12 protein-coding genes and 1 other annotated feature are annotated in these 14181 nt (G+C 44.8%); of the genes, 10 read left to right on the forward strand and 2 right to left on the reverse strand.

Annotated features, from left to right (window positions below; all coding sequences use genetic code 11):
* The first annotated feature begins 13 nt into the window (after nucleotides 1-13).
* Genes MCG46_RS05065 through MCG46_RS05100 form a run of 8 tightly spaced genes read left to right on the forward strand, consistent with a single transcriptional unit; the run spans nucleotide 14 to nucleotide 8037 of the window.
* A complete protein-coding gene (locus MCG46_RS05065) occupies nucleotides 14-193 on the forward strand; it encodes a hypothetical protein (protein WP_020224722.1) in 180 nt (59 codons plus the stop codon).
* Nucleotides 194-253: 60 nt separating this feature from the next.
* Nucleotides 254-655 (forward strand): DUF5411 family protein, encoded by a 402-nt coding sequence (locus tag MCG46_RS05070; protein ID WP_020224721.1) that lies wholly within the window; start codon nucleotides 254-256, stop codon nucleotides 653-655.
* Nucleotides 652-1452, forward strand: coding sequence for an RcpC/CpaB family pilus assembly protein (locus MCG46_RS05075; RefSeq protein WP_240278236.1), 801 nt, complete (start codon nucleotides 652-654; stop codon nucleotides 1450-1452). The genes MCG46_RS05070 and MCG46_RS05075 overlap by 4 nt, the downstream gene beginning before the upstream one ends.
* Nucleotides 1445-2500 (forward strand): CpaF/VirB11 family protein, encoded by a 1056-nt coding sequence (locus MCG46_RS05080; RefSeq protein ID WP_154237554.1) that lies wholly within the window; start codon nucleotides 1445-1447, stop codon nucleotides 2498-2500. The genes MCG46_RS05075 and MCG46_RS05080 overlap by 8 nt, the downstream gene beginning before the upstream one ends.
* Nucleotides 2488-3369 carry a hypothetical protein gene (locus tag MCG46_RS05085; RefSeq protein WP_240278238.1) on the forward strand — a complete coding sequence of 294 codons (882 nt, stop codon included), beginning with the start codon at nucleotides 2488-2490 and terminating at the stop codon, nucleotides 3367-3369. The genes MCG46_RS05080 and MCG46_RS05085 overlap by 13 nt, the downstream gene beginning before the upstream one ends.
* A gap of 10 nt (nucleotides 3370-3379) precedes the next feature.
* Nucleotides 3380-4147: a hypothetical protein gene (locus MCG46_RS05090; protein ID WP_240278241.1), complete on the forward strand. Its 768-nt coding sequence runs from the start codon at nucleotides 3380-3382 to the stop codon at nucleotides 4145-4147.
* A gap of 18 nt (nucleotides 4148-4165) precedes the next feature.
* The gene (locus MCG46_RS05095) at nucleotides 4166-4510 is read left to right on the forward strand and encodes a hypothetical protein (protein WP_020224716.1); all 345 of its coding nucleotides are present in this window, start codon (nucleotides 4166-4168) and stop codon (nucleotides 4508-4510) included.
* Entirely contained in the window at nucleotides 4507-8037 is a 3531-nt protein-coding gene (locus tag MCG46_RS05100; RefSeq protein ID WP_240278243.1) for a hypothetical protein, read from the forward strand. The genes MCG46_RS05095 and MCG46_RS05100 overlap by 4 nt, the downstream gene beginning before the upstream one ends.
* Nucleotides 8038-8108: 71 nt before the next feature.
* Here MCG46_RS05100 and MCG46_RS05105 read toward each other — a convergent pair whose 3' ends face one another.
* The gene (locus tag MCG46_RS05105) at nucleotides 8109-8633 is read right to left on the reverse strand and encodes a hypothetical protein (protein WP_240278245.1); all 525 of its coding nucleotides are present in this window, start codon (nucleotides 8631-8633) and stop codon (nucleotides 8109-8111) included.
* Nucleotides 8634-8722: 89 nt separating this feature from the next.
* Nucleotides 8723-9781 (reverse strand): branched-chain amino acid aminotransferase, encoded by a 1059-nt coding sequence (locus MCG46_RS05110; RefSeq protein ID WP_240278247.1) that lies wholly within the window; start codon nucleotides 9779-9781, stop codon nucleotides 8723-8725.
* A 285-nt stretch (nucleotides 9782-10066) separates the two neighbouring features.
* Nucleotides 10067-10274 (forward strand) — a binding site (T-box leader).
* A gap of 117 nt (nucleotides 10275-10391) precedes the next feature.
* Between MCG46_RS05110 and MCG46_RS05115 the strand changes: the two genes are divergently transcribed.
* Both MCG46_RS05115 and MCG46_RS05120 read left to right on the forward strand, forming a co-directional pair.
* The gene (locus MCG46_RS05115) at nucleotides 10392-12032 is read left to right on the forward strand and encodes a peptide ABC transporter substrate-binding protein (RefSeq protein WP_240278248.1); all 1641 of its coding nucleotides are present in this window, start codon (nucleotides 10392-10394) and stop codon (nucleotides 12030-12032) included.
* Nucleotides 12033-12331: 299 nt separating this feature from the next.
* The gene (locus tag MCG46_RS05120; protein WP_240278250.1) at nucleotides 12332-13978 is read left to right on the forward strand and encodes a peptide ABC transporter substrate-binding protein; all 1647 of its coding nucleotides are present in this window, start codon (nucleotides 12332-12334) and stop codon (nucleotides 13976-13978) included.
* Nucleotides 13979-14181: the final 203 nt, after the last annotated feature.

The raw sequence follows: 14181 nt of genomic DNA on the forward strand, positions 1-14181 counted from the left end.
AAGGAGAGTGTTTATGAAAGAGATATTTCAAGAGTATGGAGGATTGATCATTGCAGTAATTCTGATCGGCCTATTGATTGCTTACATCACTATGGCAGATAACGGATTTGCGGCACAGCTGACCAGCGGCATTAGTAAGACCGTCGGAAATTTGCTGGATTTAGGCCAGCATTACACCCCGTCGATCTCGTAACCCTAAGAAGGAAAGCCGTCGTGCTTTCCTTCTTTTCACTAAAAAGAAGGAGGAACACCAATGAGTCAATCCATCAAAATTTATGGGCTGATTTTCTTAGCCTGTATCTGTCTGTTATTATTTCTCGACTTTGACCGCAAGCTGATCATGGAAGATTCGTTGTTTGAAAGTGTACGGACAACGCAGCTGTCCGTGCTGGATGATGCACTTAATCGCGGCGATTTGATCGTCAATCAGCACCTGTCCATTAATAAAAACCGGGTTATGCGGTTATGGAATGAAAAGATTGCGGAAAATCACAGTACCCTTGGTCAGCTGGAAGTCCGGTATGTGGATATCCATGAGAATCCTGCTGCGATCGCAGTATCGGTTTGTGAATCAGGAAAAACGGCGATGAAATCAGAGATGACGTCGCAATATGACAACGTAGTTATTGTTGAAAGAAATGAGGCAGCAAAATGAAAAAACTGAAAATTTCCGGCAGTTTCTGTCAGCGGTACCGCTTGCTTCTGACCTTGATTCTAACCTTGCTGGTGGGGTTGTGCGGTTATAAGGTTTATGAAATGACGGTGCAGGCGGCAATCGATCCGATTTTAGTTCCGGTGGCTGCCCGCTATCTTAAGTCAGGAACTGTAATTCAAAAAGCAGATATTCAAGTGATCGAAGTACCTCGTCCTATTGTTTTAGATGGTGTAGAAAAGGATCCTGACAGATTAATCGGCCAGGCGGTGGATACCTATAATGCTGTTGCTGAAGGTTCCCTGTTCTATCAGGAACTGCTGATTCCCAAAGAAGATCTGCATGATGTGTCAGCATTTCCGCTTTTGGAAAACGAGGCAGCGGTAACGATTGACGCTGATATTAAAACTTCTTACGCCAATTCAATTCTGCCGGGACATCAGATTGATCTGTATTTTCAAGGCTATGCAACACAGGCCGACGAATCCGAAAAGCGGGTGCTGTACGGACAGCTTGTTTCACAGGCGCGGGTGATTGCCGTTCGCGACAGCACCGGCAAAAATATTGACGCTCAGTCTGAGAAAGCGACAAGCGTTATCGTTGTCGCTCTATCCTATGAAGATGCCGATTTGGTGCAGCGGGCAAAGTTTTTCGGCACAGTCCTGCCGATGGTGACCTATGGCTCATTGAACCCTGAAAGTCAGTCCGAGGACTTCTATGACATTGTAAAAATGCGTGAACTGCTGTATCAGAAAACCATAGATGTCAGTCTGATTAAAGAGGAACCTAAAGATGAATGATGCGCGGATTTTCGACAAAATCGATTTTGGCGTGCTCAGTGATCTGCTTGTTCAGGAGGATATCCGCGACATCAACTGCCTGAATCATAATGAGATTTGGGTTACATCGAATCATCATGGACATTATCGATTAATGGACCGTTCTATTCCTGAAACAGAAATCAATCGGATTGCCAATCAAGTTGCGAATAAAATGGAAAAAGAATTCAATCCCGGCAGTCCCTGTCTGGAAGGCGATATTCATGATGAAGAACTGGATCTGCGCGTCAGCGCTATTCATGAAGAACTTTCGGTCAGCGGGGTGACGCTGGCTTTGCGTAAAGTATCCCGGGCCAGTATTCTCAGTGAGGATTATCTTGTGGAAAGCGGCTTTATCACCAGATCCGCACTGCAGTTTTTAATCCGCTGCATCCGATACCGCTGCAATATGATTTTTGTCGGGGAAACAGGAAGTGGAAAAACCGAGTTCCTGAAATTTCTGGCAACTTATATTCCCGTGGATCAGCGGATTGTAACCATTGAAGACTCCTTGGAATTCAATATTAAGGAAATTCATCCAGAGGCCTCGTGCAGTGCATTCCGAGTTCGGCCGGGCTTTGATTACTCTGCGATTATTGCGATGGCTTTGAGGCAGAATGTGAATTGGATCTTACTGCAGGAAGCTCGGGGTAAAGAAGTTGATGATCTTTTAGATGCCATGTCAACCGGTCATACCGTTTTGACGACGATGCATACCCGTGGGGCAGACACGGTAACGACGCGCATTAAACAAATGATGAAAAATGACGCAGAATCGATGAGCTCGCTGGAAATGCGTGTTTATTCTTTGGTTGATCTGGTCATACATCTGAAAAAGGAAACAGGAAAGAATGGAATCGTGCGCAGCGTTGATGAAATTATCGAATATCTCTACGATCCGAAAACCCGTCAGTGTACGCAGCACGTCCTTTACCGTGCCCGAACAGGCCGGCTTAATCGTTGTTCGCCTGACCTGCAGCGGCGCTTAGCGATGACGGAGACAAAGGAGAAGAAAACATGCGCGGAATGAGGCTGTTGTTTCTGGGACTGGGTTTTTGTTACAGTATCGCTGTTTTTAAACTTAACCGTAAAGACTGGCAGCAGTTTTTAGATACCCGTGTAATGCGGAAATTAAAAGAAATCTCCTATGTTGGCTTAATCCGCAGGATTGAAATTCTGGGCGGTCATTATCCGATTGGACAATATCTGAGTCAGGCAGCCGTATTGGGAAGCTTATGCGGCCTGTTATGTTATGCAACAACCGATCATTTTATTTATTCAGTTATCATTGCCTCTTTGACGATCTTCTTTCTGCCTTCCTTCTTTTATATGAATCTGAAGCGGCTGGCTCAGGAAAAAGAAGAAAAAGAAATGCTGACCTATGTATCAACGGCAATTCTTTACATCCGCGAAGATAAAAATAGTTTGCGGATCTTAAAAGATTGCTCAGCATTAGTGGAAGCACCGTTAAAACGGGATCTTGAAATTTGTGTAAATCAGATTGAAGATAATTCAGATTTTGCGGAAGCATTGGATAATTTGGAAAAGAAATATGAATATTCACAGGTCCGTAATCTTCATTTGTTGCTAAAAGGCAAGAAGATTGAAGGTGGAAGAAATGAACAACTGGTTGATTATCTGTTTGACAATACGGAGGAAAGCGAACTGCTGATCAATGATTACCGTCAGAAAAAAGCTGCAGGCCGATCTGTATTCTATTTTATGTTGGTTCTCAATCTGTTAGCTGCATTGGTGATGAAAAAGATGTTTCATTCTTCCATGTATGTCAATCTGGCTACAGAGGCATTCCGGTTCTGCATCTTTCTGTTTTATCTGCTGAATGCAGCGACGTTGTTTCTGTATGAATATGGATGCAGCCGCAACGACAAATTGGAATAGAGGTGAATTTATGGGTTTGATGTTAGCGCTGATGCAGCTGAGCGCATTGAGCATGTGGGGGTTATGGTGTTACGAAGCGGAATCCTTTGCAGCGGAAACCGCGTCAATGCTGGATCACTGGATGGAATCAGATTATGCATTTTACTGTGAGAAAACAGGAAAAGGACAACCCCACTCCCGTATGCTGAAACGGATTTTGAACGCCTTTACAGCCGGACTGCTCGTTCTGGCAGTGAAAAAAGGCCAATTGGATACGTTTTCCTTGGTTACTGCTGTTTTTGCTGCAGCTGCGGTCTATATCGGTGATCGTCTGCGGTTAAAAATGATCTATATTCAGCTATTAGGCAAGGCAAAAAAAGAATTTCCATATTATTTGAATCATCTGGCGATCTTAATTCAAAACAATCCGGTACCCAATGCGATTGAGAAATCAATTCGGCAGGCACCGGCGATCTTTCAGGAAGATCTGCGGATTTTAGTGCAGGAAATTCATACGCAGGGATCCAATCTTAAACCTTATTTGAAGTTTGCCCAGCGGTTTTCGCAGATTGATGATATTGGCCGGATTATGCGGACTTTGTTCAGTCTGTCAATCACATCAGAAAACCGAGAACTGATTTTAACTGCATTTTCCAAGATAGCCAACGAAAAAATTCAGGGTGCGCGGCGGTTAGAACTGCAGCGGCGTATCGAAAAACAAAATATGGTTCCCTACATTTTGTTTTTATGGCTGGGATTTGTGATTTTGAATATGATTGCTTCAATTCGATTTTTTTAGAAAGAAGAGGGAAAAAGCATGGGTAAGGGCGTGGAAATCTTCGGTGGCTTGTTCGTATTTACTTTTTGTGTTTTGTTGATCCCGCAGATGCTTGCATTTGCCGTGGGATACAAAACAATTAACGAACTGACAAGCTCACTGGTGGAAATCATTGAGGTTCATGATGGATTAACGGAGCCGGCGAAACAGGAAATGGAAGTTTGGAAACAGAAAGTTCCCGAAGTCATGATTGAAACAGAAAGACTGATGCAGCTTGATCGATGCAGCTATAAAGTAACCGGAAAACTGCAGATTGAAATTGCGCTGATTGGCTTGAAAACAGAGCTGAAAGCTTCAAAAACAACGAAGCGGGTGATCTATTGAAAAAGCGAAGAATAATCATTCCCTTAATCTTGATCCATCTGTTATTTAGTCTGATGCCGGTCCAGGCTGATTGTACAGTGATGCTGTTTTATTCCGTTAAGGATTGGGTGGCGCATCAGGATTTCTGGGATAGTGAGTTTACATCAGATCAGCAGATGGTGATCAATTCGCAGCAGATCACCGCTCAATTCAACGCATTAGGAACGTTCTCCAATCCCCGACGAACGGATTGGGAGGTGCTGGCAGGATTAAAAACGTTAACCGTCAGCGGAATTGAGAATCCGGATGATCCGAACTTCATTGCGGCTTTTTTCGGTAAGCCGATCCACATCCTTGACTTACAGATGGAAGTTCAAGGTTGGAATGAAAATGGCGAAGAGCTGGAAAAAACAGTCTGGATAAATGCTGAAATGAATTGGGTTAATGGCAGAGCTGAGCTGACTTCAGGTGAACGGATACTGAGCACAAAGGAAAAGCGCATAACCATGAACCTGCAGGAGCGCGAGATTCGCAATCTATATGTTGTATTTAATGAAAGCGGACCGCAATGTCATTATCAGTTGAGTTATTTCCAGATTCCGCAATATGAGGTGAAGGAACATATTCGATGGACACCGGAGAAAATAGAGAATACAGATATCCGTCAGGTTACGGTGTGCCTGGACGGCGGCACTTTTAATCCGGACGGCACGCAGGGAATATGGAAAAAGGAAAGTGCGGGTGTTTTCACACCGTCAACTTCATTGCTTGTCCAACAGGAAGCGGAAATTCAGAATCAATCTGATTTTTATGATTATGGCCGCGGCGGTTCAATTCCGGCTTATGCCAATCCGGATGTCGTAAAGGGTCTGGACAGCTATGCTAATCTGATTCAGGGGTGGTACACGGAAGAACAAGGCGGCGGTTTTCGCTACCGTTATTATTCTTACGGCAGCAAGGGCAAAGCCTGGCCGTGGATAGAAACCAAGCCTGGCTGGGGTATACAGTACACAGCGAATCCAATCTACTGGACACAGAATGGGAATCTGCCTCATCAGATTTGGTCAAGTGATGATGCTGGATGGTGCCAGCACACGACAGGAAGCCGCAGCACGCCGTGTTATAAGTACGAAGGACACAGTACCAATGCTCGTCTGAATTCTTATGATGTAACAGTCGCTACTTATAAGAACTTATATGATCCGAAAGAGCATTGGATTGCAGAAGCGCGGTATACACTGATCGACACGCTTACACAGCAAAAAACAGATTTGGGAAGGATGGATGGTTCACCGTTTGCCTATACACTGGATCAATCCGGCCGCTGGCAGATCGAAGCGTGGCTGCAGGACGAAGCTGGGAACACAGCAACGGTAACATCCGATCACTTTTTAATTGATAATATTGCGCCTGAAGTGCAATTTAATCCATCTGGTGATGAAACATGGAAGCGTCAGCCGATCGTGATCAGTACAAAAATCTTGGACAAACATTCCGGCGTGAAACGCTGGCGATGGGCGGTCTCGGTCGATGGTGGAATGCATTTTGGACGATATGGTGAATGGCAGGAAACACCATCGGCCTCTCTAACATTAAATCAAAATGGTTTAAATGTAATTAAAGTGGAAGCTGAAGATCAAGCTGGCAATCGCAGTGTCACAATTTCGGATAGTTATAAGATCGATCAGCTGCCGCCTGTGAGTGAAAGAAGCTGGATTGAAGATGAAACAGGCAAAATTCTGGCTGATGGAAATCAGGTGTTCACCAATTGGATAAATGGTTCGGCACAACTTTCCGTGCATACAGGAAAAGTAGAGGATCGTCCTGCCAATTTTAACAGCGGAGTGCATTCAGTAGTCGCAAAAACTTCGCAAGATAAGATCAATTTGATCCCTCAGAATGGAATGTGGTCGGCACCCTTAAGCAATGATAAAGAAGGCCGTCAGACCTTGACGTTGACAGCTTGTGATCATGCTGAAAATTGTGCTGATATTGCTGATCTGGAATGGCGTGCAGATCTGCGTGGCCCGCAGATTGATTGGACACTGACGCCAAACGATTGGACCAATACGGATGTACTTATTCAGATCCAGGCTAAGGATGAGCTGAGCGGTGTCGAAAGTCTTGATGTTGTGCAGAAAGTTGTTCAGGGAGAAAAAGCTCAGTTTACGGTGAAGGAAAATGGTAAATATCAGGTTTCTGCCCAGGATTATGCGGGCAATATCACGACTGTTGAGGTGCCGGTCGGAAACATTGACAGGCTGCCGCCATGGGCAGTGTTTGATCCAGTAGAAGCGGAAACGGATGATAATGAAATTGAAGTGTCAGTTACTCCTCAGGATGATTTAAGCGGTGTTAAACGCTGGCGGTACAGGATTACTTATGATGAAGGGCAGTCCTTTATCAGAACGTCCCCTTGGTTTGAAGATGAAACCGAACAGAAAGTCATTTTAACGATGGCCGGACAATGCCAGATTGTTGTTGAAATTGAAGATCGAGCAGGCAATGAGGGAACCTCGATTTCCGGATACTATCAGCTTCATGAAGGTGACGCCTCTGCAGGACAGTTGTTTGTTCCGGCTGCTCATCCCGGGCAAGTTGAAAACGCTATGCTGCATGTTATCTGCGCCGGGTGCAATCCGCAGAAGCAACAGACAGTAACGGTTTGGCTGCAGGATGAAGTGATCTTTGAACAACAGCTGCCAGCCTTGCCGGAGCAAACGGTCAGAATTCCGTTTGAATTGGAGTCTGAAACAGCGCAAATGCGGGCCCGGGTCGACTATGAACTGGATAAAGACCCAGATAATAATGAGCTGCAGCTGAACATCGCCATGATCTCCCGACAGTTTAAACAAACCTCGGAAGAACAGCTGGAATTTAATGGCCCTGTCATGTTTACTGTTACGCAGGGAGAAGACCCAAGCGTGGCTAATGAAACGTTAACTTTAATCAGTCCCTATCCAGAAGGCAGCTACTTTGCTGGAGAAGGTATTGAAGCCGCCATTCAGTATCATTATGTCAACGAATGCGCATCCATTTCAGACTGGGCCTGTATTGCGGATACAAAACTGATCAATGCAGAAACATCAGCAGTTTTTGATCAAGGGGCTTTGCCTGTGAGAGAAAAATACGCTGTTGAAAATCATTACGAGGTACCGCTGCAAAGGCTTGGCGACAGCTTTATTTTGCCAATGATGTGGGCTACTCAATATGAAGGAAAGATTAATAATGAGCCTGTATTTGAGAATCTTGATGAGGATGATCAAATACTGGAGGCCGGACATCGCTGGTATACAGATCCTTTGCAGGATCCGAAAGAGTTGACCTATATGCTTCAGGGGCAAAATCTGGCGGTGAATGAGTTTTCATTCAGGCTGCTGCGAACAGCTATGATTGACAGTCGGCTAAAAGATCAATACCGGATAAAATTCGCTGATCCGCAGGACGCACTGACCTTTGATACTCCGCTGTGGCAGCCATACTTAGAATGGTTTGCCCAATTGGCAGGCAAAGAGCCGCTGGCCACTGGACTACCGAAACGAAATTAAAATCTGTTATTAAATGCAAAGCTGTTCACAACGTCGGTTGCAAACAAAATAAAAGCGAGCCCAGCTCGCTTTTAATAGCGTTTAATAATCTTAATGGTAACTGAACATTTTCTGTAGGAACCTGTTTCGTCATTGCATCCAGTGGGCTGAGTTCTCTCAATACATTCTTTATGCTTTTGAAAGACAATCGTTCTTGGATGGCAAGCAGCATCACAGTCATCCAAATTGGCATCGTCATCACAGTCACAATCACAGTCACAATCGCAGTCACAGCCGCAATCACAGTCACAGCCGCTGCCGCCAGTTTCGCCAGTTTCTCCGCCAGTTTCTCCCCCGGTACATCCTCCGGTTTCACTCCCGGTACATCCTCCGGTTTCACTCCCGGTACATCCGCAGTTCCATCCGCAGCCCTGATTTCCACCGCAGTTGCCATTGTCACAGCGGCATCCATCGTCACAGTCATCTTCGCAGCAATGATAAACAACCTCATTTTCTGCCTGTATCTGATCTTCCGGCGTATCCCAGCCATCATCGTCAAACAGAATACGCGGCTGGCGTTCCTTTCGCTGCTGTACTTTGATGTCAAGTTGATCCATAGGCTAATCCTCCCTTACTCTAATAACAGTGTATTCGGGGTTCGACAAGAAGTTACAAAATAATTAGAGAATAAAAAAGGATGGACGGATTAAACAATTTCGTGGGTCCAGCCGTAAGAATCGGGAATCCGGCCCCATTGGATGCCTGTCAGCGTATCATAAAGCCACTGGGTCAGCGGTCCGATTTTCTCGTTGTGGATTCGGATTGTCTCACCCTTGTAATGAAGTTGACCAATAGGAGAGATGACTGCCGCAGTGCCAGTTCCAAATGCTTCTTCAAGTTGTCCAGTCCGTCCGGCTTCCATCAATTCATCGATGGTCAGCGGCCGTTCTTTAACGGAAAGACCATGTTCACGCATCAGATGCAGAATTGAATCCCGGGTAATCCCCGGGAGAATAGTTCCATCTAACGGCGCTGTGATCAGCTGTCCTTTAATTTTGAACATTGCGTTCATTGTTCCGACTTCTTCAACATATTTCCGTTCTTTTCCATCCAGCCATAAGACCTGAGAAAAACCACAACGCGCGGCTTGAGCTTGAGCGATAATGCTGGCGGCATAGTTGCCACCGCATTTAACCGCGCCTGTACCGCCGGGAGTTGCTCGTATATATTCATCTTCAACATAGATGCGGACCGGATTCAATCCATCAGCATAATAGGCACCGACGGGCGAGAGAAGAATCATAAATTTGTATTTGCTGGAAGGATGGACACCAACAGCGGCTTCTGTCGCAAAAACAAATGGCCGGATGTATAACGACGATGGGGCAATCGGAACCCAATCTCGTTCCACTCGAAGCAAAGCTTCAAGGCATTCCAAAAATAAAGCTTCCGGAATTTCCGGCATGCATAAACGTTGATTGGATTGGATTAACCGGCGGGCATTCATTTCTGGGCGAAATAATAAAATCCGTCCGTCTTCCGTGCGGTAAGCCTTTAGTCCTTCAAAGGTTTCCTGGGCGTAGTGCAGCACCAGCGAAGCTGGATCCAGCATCAGCGGTCCGTAGGGACGAATTTGAGCATCATGCCAGCCTAGCTGTTCATCATAATCCATCTCGAACATGTAGTCTGTGAAAATTTTGCCGAAACCAAAATCAGACTCGGGTTTGGGTTTAAGCTGAGCGGCGGGGATAAAATGAATATGCATCGCAATCATCCTTTCTGTATGAAATAATGAGAAAATAATAAACCAAAGCTGAAAAAAGTCAACGGATTTTTCATTAGATGAAAATTGTTTCTTTTGAGATCGAACAGATCAGGTGTGTAGTGGCTTGAAATATTTTTTGCACTGTTCTTCTATTGTTGCCATTAAATCAAAGAACCACTGGAAATTCTTGTTTCATTTCATTGATGGATGAAAGAATTTACAAGAACTGAAAAGTTTTTAATTTGCGCTTGACAAGAGAGAGATGACGCTGTAAACTGGGGTTAATCAAAATCTGTGAACAGAAGAGTAGTTGTGGATAAGGTCTGAAGCGAGCGAACAAGGGTGAAAGGTTCGCGGCCAAACCATAATGAAGCGCATCTGGGAGATGGAATTCTGAATAAAATAGGAATTCACGTGTTTCCGCGTTAAGGATTGAGGGGGTTGGCTCTTGCAGTCAGCAACTAGAATGGTACCGCGATCAATCGTTTCTAGATATTTGGAAACGATTTTTTTGTTATCAAGGACCGTCTATTGCTTCTGTTATCAGCATACCCTACGCTGGCGGGAGTTATTCTTCCGCGGGTTATACCAGTAAAGGAAGGGAAAGAAAATGAAAAAGCTAGGAATTATCCTCTGTGCGGCTATGCTTGTGTTAGTCAGCGCATGCTCTGGCGGCAACAGCAATTCCGGTACAACGATCGGAACCGATCCGCAGAATCTGAAGGTTGCGATGGGCGGACAGATTACAACACTGGATCCAGGGTTGAGTACGGAAACCGTCAACAACTACATTCTTCGGCATACAACGGCCGGACTGTTTCGTCAGGATGAGGACAACAACATCGTTAATGATCTGTGCGAAAGTTATTCTGTTTCAGATGATGGTCTGACTTATACTTTCAAAATCAGAGAAGGCGTCATATGGAGTGACGATCAGCCGCTGACTTCCAAGGATTTTGAATACGCGATTCTTCGGAATCTGACCTACGGCGCAGAAAATTCATGGGCAGTTTATTATCCGAGTTCCTATTTAAAAGGCGCGGAGGAGATTTTGGCCGACGATACGTTTGATCCGGAAAACAACACTATTGAAGGTATTGAAACACCAGATGATCAGACTTTGATCCTGAATTTGAAGAAGCCTTGCGCTTGGTTCCCGCAGATGCTGACCAACAATGTCTGGAAGCCGCTGCGTGCTGATTTCGCTGATCAGCATGAATCAGTATGGGCTCTGAAGCCAGGCTATCCGTCAGTTGGACCTTACCTTTTAGAAGAATGCAATGAAAATGAAAAAGCAATCATTGTTAAAAACGATAAGTATTATGATGCCGATTCGGTCATCATGCCTAAGATCACGTTCTTGGTTATGAGTGATACGGATGCGCAGGCGTTGGCGTTTAAAAACAGCGAGATAGATATTGCGCTCAATATTACGCCGACTTTGGCTGAAAATTATTCCAATCAAAGCGAAATTTGGAATAAGCCGGATGTTTCCAATTACTTCCTGGCAATCAATTCCGGTTCTACAGGTCCGGAAACAATGCAGAATGTCGATGTCCGTCGTGCTTTAGCGTTGGCGATTGATAAAGAAGCGCTGGTGACTGCCGTCGGCAGCAGTGAATATTACAAAGTTCTCAATGGCTATATTCCGGAAGGATTAGCGGGAGCTGAAGGTGATTTCCGTCTGGAAGAAGATGCGAAGGAAAAATATCTGGAATATGATCCGGAAGAAGCGAAGGCCCTGCTGGCAAAAGCCGGTTATGATGAAAACAATCCGCTGAAAATTGTTTACAAATATTCACAGACTCAGCTGCATGCCGACGTAGCTCAGATTTTGCAGCAGATGTGGGATAAAATTGGCATTGACTGCGAACTGACAGTCGTCGAGTCCGGCGTCTTCTATGATCAGATCGACAATGGTGACTTTGAAATCTGCCGATACGGCTACAGTGCTGGCGATGATCCATCACAGTATTTAAGCTTGTGGACAACTGGCCAGCAGGTCGTTGCCGCTGTGGATGATCCGGCATATGACAAGATGGTGGATGAAGCGGGATATCTTGTTGATCATGCAGAATACATGAATGCCCTGCATGCTGCTGAACGCTATCTGGTGGAAGAAATGGTCTATGTTATTCCGCTGTTCAACTACAATACACCTTGCCTGTTAAAGTCCAACATAAAGAATGTTCAGATGTGGGGACTCAATCCATACTACGGCGGTGTCAGCGTCGAAGCAGCGGCTGAGTAATCTTCAAGGAGTAAGGGTGGTTCACTCCATCCTTCTTCTTTTTAAAATGAAAATCTGCTTGCGAATAGGACTGACAGCAAATCAGAAAAATTCTTGCTTCCAGCAAAGGGAAAAGCCGGAATTCAATCTGGAAATGAATTTAATAAATATCAGACTGCAATGATTAAGGAAGATGCGAAATAATGAAAATTCTGAAAATGTTTTCATGAAAACTTTATAAATATTTCATGAAAGTGTTGACATTTGATTCCTGGGGTGTAAAATTAAAAACAATCCAGAAAGAGAATGGGGGATTCTATATGAAAAAGTGGATCGCATTAGTTTGTTCCTGCATGCTTCTTTTCGCAGGCTGTACGACCAAGCAAGAGGGAACGGCCGGCTCCGGTCAGCCGGCAACCGATGATTCAGTGAAAGCAAACGAACTGACCGTAGCGGTTGGAGCTCAGTTTACGACATTGGATCCGGCACTGAATTCCGAACTCATCAACGGGTATGTTATGCAGCATACTTACAGTACTTTATTTACTAAGGATGAAGATAACAATCTGATTCCAGATCTGGCAGAAAGCTGTGAAATCAGTGAAGATGGCCTGACTTATACGGTAAAACTGAAGGAAGGCATTGAATGGAGCGATGGTGTTCCATTAACGGCTGAACATTTCCGTTACGGGATTGTCCGAGCTTTAACCTATGGCGCAGAAAATGCGTGGTCAATTTACAATCTGGTTACGTACTTGGATGGCGCAGCGGCGTATGAAAGCGATGATACTCAGGATGCAGAAACTCTGCAGATTCCTGGTGTTCAGGCAGTGGATGATACTACCTTGGTCTTCCAGCTGATCAAGCCGTGTGCATTCTTCAAGGCCTTGTTGAATTCCTATGCGTTCATGCCGGTTCGTGCCGACTTCGCACCGCAGCATGATTCCACGTGGTCTTTCACACCGGGCTATCCGAGCGTGGGTCCTTACACTCTGGAAGAATGCAATGAGAATGATAAGATTATTGTTGCAAAGAATGAAAACTACTACCGTGCCAATGAGATTACCCTGGACAAAATTACCTTCCAGGTTATGACAGATATGGATGCTCAGGCTCTGGCATTTAAGAACAATGATATTGATATCGCTCTGCGTGTGAATTCCACATTACCTTTAACCTATGAAAACAAAGATGAATTGTGGAAAGTTGAGAGTCCTTCAAATTACTTCTTAGTTGTTAACAGCGGTCCAACAGGTCCGGAATGGATGCAGGATGTCCGTGTTCGCCGTGCACTGGCACTGGCGATTGATAAAGAAGCTTTGGTCACAGCAGTCGGCGATCCTTCTTATTATGTACCGTTAGACGGTTATGTCCCGAATGGATTAAAGGGGTCAGAGAAAGATTTCCGTACCGAAAGTGATGAAAAAGAAAAATTCCTGGAATATGATCCGGAAGAAGCTAAAAATCTGTTGAAGGAAGCAGGTTATGATGAATCCAATCCGCTGAAGATTACGTATAAGTATTCTCAGACCACACTGCATGCGGACGTTGCGGCAGTTCTGCAGGGAATGTGGAAGTCGATCGGCGTAGAGTGTGATTTGGAAGTAGTCGAATCCGGCGTTTATTACAATCAGATTTTCAATGGTGACTTTGAAATTGCCCGTTATGGCTACACTGCCAGTGATGACCCATCCCAGTTTCTGACATTGTGGACAACAACGCAGCAGCAGACACCAGCGGTGGATGATCCGGAATATGACAAAATGATGGATGCGGCGACTTACATTGTTGATTATAACGAGTACATGGAAGCACTGCATAACATTGAACACTATCTGGTTCAGGAGAATGTCTATGTAATCCCGCTGTTCAATTACGGCGATCCGATGCTGAAGAAAACATACGTTCAGAATACGACGCATGTCGGCGCTACGCCGTTCTATGGTTATTGCACGATCGAAAAGTAATGACTTTTTAGAGGTCTGGCTGTCCAGACCTCTTCCCCTGTCGGGGAAGCGATTGAAAAATCTTGATGGAAAATGTTTCAGAAAACTTTATGAAACAAATTGACAAGAGGTCTAAAAAAAGATAGAATAAAACCATTACAAAAACTTTGGATTCAGTCTGTCCGGTCATGATTGAATCGACAGTTTTTGCAGGAAAGGGGGCT

It is taken from the genome of Holdemania massiliensis, from assembly GCF_022440805.1.
In the GTDB taxonomy this organism is placed as follows: domain Bacteria; phylum Bacillota_I; class Bacilli_A; order Erysipelotrichales; family Erysipelotrichaceae; genus Holdemania; species Holdemania massiliensis_A.

Bases quoted from the DNA above. Each gene is read 5' to 3' on its own strand.
- MCG46_RS05065 (WP_020224722.1), top strand. From the start codon at position 14: ATGAAAGAGATATTTCAAGAGTATGGAGGATTGATCATTGCAGTAATT.
- MCG46_RS05070 (WP_020224721.1), top strand. From the start codon at position 254: ATGAGTCAATCCATCAAAATTTATGGGCTGATTTTCTTAGCCTGTATC.
- MCG46_RS05075 (WP_240278236.1), top strand. From the start codon at position 652: ATGAAAAAACTGAAAATTTCCGGCAGTTTCTGTCAGCGGTACCGCTTG.
- MCG46_RS05080 (WP_154237554.1), top strand. From the start codon at position 1,445: ATGAATGATGCGCGGATTTTCGACAAAATCGATTTTGGCGTGCTCAGT.
- MCG46_RS05085 (WP_240278238.1), top strand. From the start codon at position 2,488: ATGCGCGGAATGAGGCTGTTGTTTCTGGGACTGGGTTTTTGTTACAGT.
- MCG46_RS05090 (WP_240278241.1), top strand. From the start codon at position 3,380: ATGGGTTTGATGTTAGCGCTGATGCAGCTGAGCGCATTGAGCATGTGG.
- MCG46_RS05095 (WP_020224716.1), top strand. From the start codon at position 4,166: ATGGGTAAGGGCGTGGAAATCTTCGGTGGCTTGTTCGTATTTACTTTT.
- MCG46_RS05105 (WP_240278245.1), bottom strand. From the start codon at position 8,633: ATGGATCAACTTGACATCAAAGTACAGCAGCGAAAGGAACGCCAGCCG.
- MCG46_RS05110 (WP_240278247.1), bottom strand. From the start codon at position 9,781: ATGCATATTCATTTTATCCCCGCCGCTCAGCTTAAACCCAAACCCGAG.
- MCG46_RS05115 (WP_240278248.1), top strand. From the start codon at position 10,392: ATGAAAAAGCTAGGAATTATCCTCTGTGCGGCTATGCTTGTGTTAGTC.
- MCG46_RS05120 (WP_240278250.1), top strand. From the start codon at position 12,332: ATGAAAAAGTGGATCGCATTAGTTTGTTCCTGCATGCTTCTTTTCGCA.